At 48.8% G+C, this 6,134-nt stretch carries 6 protein-coding genes; 3 read left to right on the top strand and 3 right to left on the bottom strand.

Annotated features, from left to right (window positions below):
* Positions 1-15: 15 nt before the first annotated feature.
* The 3 genes from MO867_RS24000 to MO867_RS12920 all read right to left on the bottom strand — a co-directional run bounded on the left by MO867_RS24000 (position 16) and on the right by MO867_RS12920 (position 1,369).
* The gene (locus MO867_RS24000) at positions 16-327 is read right to left on the bottom strand and encodes a S41 family peptidase (protein WP_373565890.1); all 312 of its coding nucleotides are present in this window, start codon (positions 325-327) and stop codon (positions 16-18) included.
* Positions 324-797 (bottom strand): S41 family peptidase, encoded by a 474-nt coding sequence (locus tag MO867_RS12925; protein ID WP_252468501.1) that lies wholly within the window; start codon positions 795-797, stop codon positions 324-326. Before MO867_RS12925 ends, MO867_RS24000 begins: the two co-directional genes overlap by 4 nt.
* Before the next feature lie 365 nt (positions 798-1,162).
* A complete protein-coding gene (locus tag MO867_RS12920; protein WP_252468490.1) occupies positions 1,163-1,369 on the bottom strand; it encodes a MarR family transcriptional regulator in 207 nt (68 codons plus the stop codon).
* A gap of 379 nt (positions 1,370-1,748) precedes the next feature.
* Between MO867_RS12920 and MO867_RS12915 the strand changes: the two genes are divergently transcribed.
* The 3 genes from MO867_RS12915 (at position 1,749) to MO867_RS12905 (ending at position 6,106) form a co-directional block, all read left to right on the top strand.
* On the top strand, positions 1,749-4,589 hold the full coding sequence (locus MO867_RS12915) for an ExeM/NucH family extracellular endonuclease (protein ID WP_252468470.1): 2,841 nt from the start codon (positions 1,749-1,751) through the stop codon (positions 4,587-4,589).
* Positions 4,590-5,086: 497 nt separating this feature from the next.
* Complete coding sequence (locus MO867_RS12910; protein ID WP_252468468.1) at positions 5,087-5,635, top strand: hypothetical protein; 549 nt, start codon at positions 5,087-5,089, stop codon at positions 5,633-5,635.
* 102 nt (positions 5,636-5,737) lie between these two features.
* Positions 5,738-6,106 (top strand): hypothetical protein, encoded by a 369-nt coding sequence (locus MO867_RS12905; RefSeq protein ID WP_252468466.1) that lies wholly within the window; start codon positions 5,738-5,740, stop codon positions 6,104-6,106.
* Positions 6,107-6,134 lie beyond the last annotated feature (28 nt).

Below are 6,134 nucleotides of genomic sequence, written 5' to 3'. Positions count from 1 at the left end.
CGAGCAGTACAGTGACTATGGGGCTATAGCTGTATGAAACTGTCCGAAGTGTTGAGTGAGGGCAGTTTCGATAATGTCTTCGCTGTTGACCTCGATGTCAGGTATTACCCCGTACCCCTCCCCGTTAAGGCGGCCCCCTGCAATCGTGGATACTGGGCGACTGTCGGGAATACCGATCTCAAAGCCAAATGGCAGGGACTGTGGTGTTTCCATTATATGAGCACCACCAGCGTTGGCACTGCCGATGACGGAGGCTCTACCTAACTGCTGCAGAGAAAATACAGTGCTTTCAGAGGCGGAGAAGGATCGTTGATTAATCAAGATCACCTGTGGCCTGATGTTACCATAGATTGGCCAGGGAAGAGAGACGGTACGGGTGGGATGACTTTTTCTTGTCTGCTTTCGATCACAAAGGGCAAGGGAGTCTCTGCATCGATGAAGGATTCGAGGATAGCGTTAGCGGTCTGTTCGTTATCGCCGCCATTGCCAAGCAGATCCAGTATCAGACCATTGCTGTATTGGATTAGAGTGAAAGCCGCGGTCAGGGTTTCTTTGGCGTGTTGAAAAGAGTGGAAAGAAGAGAGGGAAAAGTAAGCGATATTACCAAGTAGTAGTTTAATCTCTTTAACACCGTAATTATTGTTTGGCGCTTCAGCTCGCCACTGTTCAATCCAGTTGCGATTAGCTTCCTGTGAATTGGTATGCGCTACGTAAAAATGTTTATCTTCCGACTGGGCGTGTATTTTTTCGATAAGCTTGTCTGCGAATGCTTGGTAATCATTACAGAAATCACTCAATTGGCGGGACTCCGCCAGTGTGTTGAACTGAGCTGAGCTGAGCTGAAAGCGTCCGCGCTTTCTCTTCTATCACATATTGTTGTTTTATCGCTGATGCAGCTGCCCTGATTATTGGGGCTACCTCAAATCGACATGGGACCTTTTCCTTGGCGGTGCCTGTAAGTGAGTTTATGGAAAAGCTGATGAATAATGCTAAACACAATCCGTGACGGTATCTCATGGGTCGCCAGCCTCCTTTTATAGGTTTGCTTGTATCCGTTCGATATAAAGGTTTTCTTCCAGAGCTTGAATTACTTCAGCGAGTAATCCCGGCAGTGGCATGACGAGTTCTGCGTTGAGTGACTTCTCTGCGCTCAAGGTAGCTATCAGTGATTCTTCAGTTTTGGTAATAGCCGGTTGCCTTTGCGGGTCTGGCGAACTTTGCGCTCTCGTACATCCTCATCTGAAGACATTTGTACCAGTCCCTGCTTGACCATATCTTTGACGGTCAGGCTTACAGAGGACTGGGAAATATTAGTACTCGCCAACACTTCGTTGCTGGTTACATCTCTCTTGTCTAAAAGCGCACGCATAATGAGGGTATAGCGGGGCCTGTAAACACTGAGCCGTTGCTTCTGTAACTTTGAGCAACATGGCCATCCACAATTCAAGTATGTGACGCAGTTGGATACCCAGCGGACCGTATTTCATAATCGAACTTATCTATAAGTACTTATATCAGCAACTATGTATCCGCACTGGCATATTGCAAGCTGCGAGAAATATCGCTTTCGGGGTCATCAAGTCTGTCCAGTTTCTCCTTTGTGAAGTGGAGGCAAGATTTTTTTGAGGTCTGATGTTTTGTCACAAATGTGAAATTTAAATTTCACATTATGATCATCGTAGTTTAGGAATTAACCGCCAATCTTTGCGCCACTTGATATGTGTCAGGTACAACCTGAAGGAAAAATCATGAAAGAGATTGGCTTGGCTGCCCTGGCAGCTCTGGGGTTACCATTTTTGGCGGAAGAGGTACAAGCCAGCGACCTCGTTATTTCAGAGTATATTGAGGGCAGCAGTAACAACAAAGCGCTCGAAATATACAACGGTACTGGTGCTGCAGTAGATCTGGGCAACTACAGTATTGAGCTTTTCTTTAATGGCTCGTCTACGGCGGCGTCCACCATTGTGCTGGGTGGCAGCCTCGCTGATGGTGCGGTTTATGTCTTTGCCCATGGCAGCGCCGATACTTCAATCCTGTCTGTAGCCGACCGGACCTATACCAGTGCTCTGTTTAATGGCGATGACGCCGTGGCCCTCAGCGGCCCGAATGGCCATATCGATGTGATTGGCCAGATCGGGGCCGACCCCGGTAGCCAGTGGGGAGACAGTAGTCTCGGTACCCAGAATCAAACGTTGGTTCGCGATTGGAGTGTGACGGAAGGACGCACCGATGGTAGTTCAGATTTTACTCCCTCAGCTGAATGGACCAGCGCGGGTCAGGATGATTTTTCTAATCTGGGTTGGCACGGCGAAGATGGTAGCGGCGGCGGTGACGACGATATTGTTTTGGGTGAGTGTGGGGATCTCTCAACCTTGATAAGCCAAGTGCAGGGCTCTGATTTTGATAGTGCCCTGGCAGGTGAGCGCCACGAAATTGAAGCGGTGGTTGTCGGCAGTTTTCAGGATGTCAATAGCGGGCTCTCAGGCTTCTTCGTGCAAGAGGAAGATAGTGATCAGGATGGCCAGATCAACACCTCTGAAGGCCTGTTTGTTCATGGGAAAGGCTTTGGTGTAGAGGTTCAGCCTGGTGATCTGGTACGTGTTGGCGGTGTCGTTACGGAGTACTACGGTTTTACTGAATTGGACGAAATAGATGGCGTAAGCATCTGTGGTGACGGTTACAGCGTTGCCGCCGAGGAAGTGTCGCTGCCATTTGCGTCTGCCGAAGAGCAGGAGCAATACGAGGGGATGTTGGTGGAGTTCCCACAAGCCCTGATGGTGAATGATCACTATAACCTGGGCCGTTATGGCGAAGTGACTCTCGCCAATGGTCGTCTCTATATTCCCACCCACAACAATGAACCGGGTGTTGCGGCGGTTGCGCAAGAGATGGCCAACGAACTGAATAAAGTGGTACTGGATGATGGCTCCAGTGTGCAAAATCCGGAACAAGTGCCGTATCCCGTATCCGGCTTGAGTGCCAGTAACACGTTGCGCAGTGGCGATACTGTATCGGGACTGCGCGGTGTATTGGGATATAGTTATGGTGCCTACCGTGTTCACCCAATAGAAGCACCGGAATTTGTCTCTGCAAATCTTCGTGAAGGCGCCCCGCTTCTTTCCGGACAGGGTAGCCTGAAAATTGCCAGCTTTAATGTTTTGAATTACTTCAATGGCGATGGCAATGGAGGAGGATTTCCAACTTCTCGAGGCGCTGATACTGAAGAAGAATTCCTGCGTCAAAGAAGTAAAATTATCTCTGCCATTCTAGGTCTGGATGCGGATGTAATTGGCCTGATGGAGATTGAAAATGATGGCTATGGCAGCGATAGTGCAATTCAGGACCTGGTTAATGGCCTTAACGCTGTTACTGCCAGCGAAAAGTATCAGTTAGTCAATCCTGACTTAACTCAGCTGGGTACAGATGAAATTACTGTGGGGATGATTTATCGAAGTGATCGGATGATGCCTGTGGGCGGCGCTGTGACTACCGATAGCTACCCGTTCGATGCCGGCAATCGCCAGCCGCTGTTACAAGCCTTTAGAGAGCTTGCCAGTGGTGAACAAATGGCTGTCGTTGTAAATCACTTTAAGTCCAAGGGCAGTTGCCCGAATGACGCTAGTCTAAATGACGACCAAGGTGATGGTCAGGGCTGTTGGAATGCCCTGCGTACTGAAGCGGCGGATGCCCTGGTTTCGTGGGTTGATACCGATCCTACTGGCGCTGGAATCGATCGTATTTTGGTGCTTGGTGACCTGAACAGCTATGCCCGTGAAAACCCCATCGCGACGCTGAAGAAAGAGGGTTACACCGATCTTCTGGAAGTATTTGGTGAAGGTGAAGCTTACTCTTATGTGTACAGCGGCCAAAGTGGCTATCTGGATCATGCTCTCGCCAGTGTCATGCTGGCTCCCCTGGTAACGGGTGTAGCGGATTGGCATATCAACGCCGATGAGCCTCGCGTGCTTGATTACAACACCGAACACAAAACGGACGAGCAGCAGGAGAGCTTCTACTCCACCGATGCCTTCCGCGCCTCAGATCACGATCCTTTGGTGGTAGAGCTGGACCTGAGCGCAGATAACATAGTGCCGCTGGCCGCTTTTGACTGGAATGTTGAAGGGTTTAAGGTGGACTATATCGACAGCAGCGCGGATAGTGACGGCACTATCGTAAGCTGGGCCTGGGATTTTGGTGATGGTGCTGTCAGTACCGAGCAATATCCTAGCCATCGTTATGATGTGGCGGGTTCATACTCTGTCATCCTGCAAGTCGAGGATGATCGTGGAGCGATTTCCGCAGTTGAACAGATTGTGCAGGTTGAGGAAACTGTAGAGCTTCACGCTGACTTTAAAGTACACAGCTTCCTGCGCTGGATGTGGGTTGAAGATCGCAGCAGTTACGATGGCGAGGGTAGGCTTAGCTACGAGTGGGGATTTGGTGACGGCGCTACCCACATTGGCCCCTGGGCTGTACATCGCTACTCTACGGGAGGTAGCTACGAAATTACCCTGACACTCAAAGATGACGTGGGTAATGAAGATAAAGCCCACCGTCAAATTGAAGTGCGCAAGCCTTTTTGGCTCTGAGTTGAGTATCAGTAACAATAATTAACTACCGACATATATTGAGCGGCCAGATATCTAGCTAAAGAATATCCGGCCGTATTCTTTCCTCATGCCTGGCACTCACGTTGGCGAGTTGTTTTCGTCTCCCCTCATCTACTTTTCCAGCTTGAATTTAAGACGTCTGATCACAAACGCTTTACGACAGGTTCAGTATTTACAGACATAATCTGCGACCTGAGCAACCCTGTTCGAATTGGAGGACTGCCGATCTGGTTGACAGCCCTTCAGAATAGACAAACTGCTACGAAAAGTTTCCGGTGATTTGCGTGTATAGCCGTGTACTCAATTGGCTCCTATAGCCAGTTGGTAGAGGGATAAGATTTTCTTCCGGATAATTTTAACCTGGCAATAGGACGCCCTTGACGAGAGGTTGATCATTCAGGATGACCCAACTGAGAAAGTAATGGAGCGCTTGTAAATAATGAGCCTCTCTAGGAAATTACGACAAGGAGTCGCAAGTGACACTGAAAACACCTTCTTGGGGGCCGATGTGCCCACTGGCACATTATTTGAAGGCACCGGCTACTGCGGGTGTCTATGAAATAGGCTTTAGGAAAGATGGCTACATGGCTCCGCAAAGTGCAGCTTTCGGTCTGCATGCAGTTAGCTATCCAACCGGATTTTACCCAATGTATGTTGGCAAGCACCAACGGTCGTTGAGAAAACGTTTGGGCGAGCACTTTATCGGCATCAATTCTGAAGGAAGAACCCGAAGGGGCTCCAAGGCCAGCAAATCGATTAAAAACTACTATCAGAGTATTTTGCCGAATTTACTGGCAATGAGTGACAAAATTCCTAGGGAATTACTTTTCCCCTTGGATGGCTTGTTCTTTACTTGTATGCCCTTACAAGAGCCGGGTAAATTTGAGTCCCTGGTGAGATTGAGCCATTTTGATTACCCCTGGAATCGCCGTGATGAGGGGCAGGCAAGAACTCAGGCCAGTAACACGGAAAGTCTGGATTTTGGCTATATTTATCGGGAAAAGGCGGTGCAATTTATTGGCTGAGTTCAGTTTGATTTTTTCCGTCATCAGGATGCCAGCCGTTCGAATTGATACCTGTAAGTAGTAGCCAGCCAGAATGTTGAATCAATAAGAGGGGGGAAGAATATGCAGGCATTGAAAACACTTGAGGGTTTGAGTTTGGAGTGGACCGGCACCCACTATTCAAAAAATGGTGATTTCCCCGATCTTTCAACTCATACGGTAGTCTATGAAACTGCGTCAAACTGCTATGTTATAGCGGCTGGTAAATTGGTAGGAGAAGCCTCTTATACTTATGAAGCCATGGATGAGCGCATGGCCGCATTAACTTATAGGCCACAAATTTACCAGGGTCGAAAAAATGTGCTGCTCTATGCAATGCTTGATTTTGTGCAGATGATGGATCGTGCCATTATTCTCTATGAGGATCGCCCGCTGGCATTGGCGAATGGCAGTTTTCAGCTGGTGAATACACCCGTCCGGCCCAAGCTATGAAAGCTGGGCAATCGGCAAAAAATGGAGA

The sequence above is a fragment of the Microbulbifer okhotskensis genome (assembly GCF_023895975.1).
GTDB lineage: Bacteria > Pseudomonadota > Gammaproteobacteria > Pseudomonadales > Cellvibrionaceae > Microbulbifer > Microbulbifer okhotskensis.
Note: the sequence above shows the minus strand (reverse complement) of the source record. Positions and strands in the feature narration are given on the sequence as shown.

Bases quoted from the DNA above. Each gene is read 5' to 3' on its own strand.
- MO867_RS12920 (WP_252468490.1), bottom strand. From the start codon at position 1,369: ATGCGTGCGCTTTTAGACAAGAGAGATGTAACCAGCAACGAAGTGTTG.
- MO867_RS12915 (WP_252468470.1), top strand. From the start codon at position 1,749: ATGAAAGAGATTGGCTTGGCTGCCCTGGCAGCTCTGGGGTTACCATTT.
- MO867_RS12905 (WP_252468466.1), top strand. From the start codon at position 5,738: ATGCAGGCATTGAAAACACTTGAGGGTTTGAGTTTGGAGTGGACCGGC.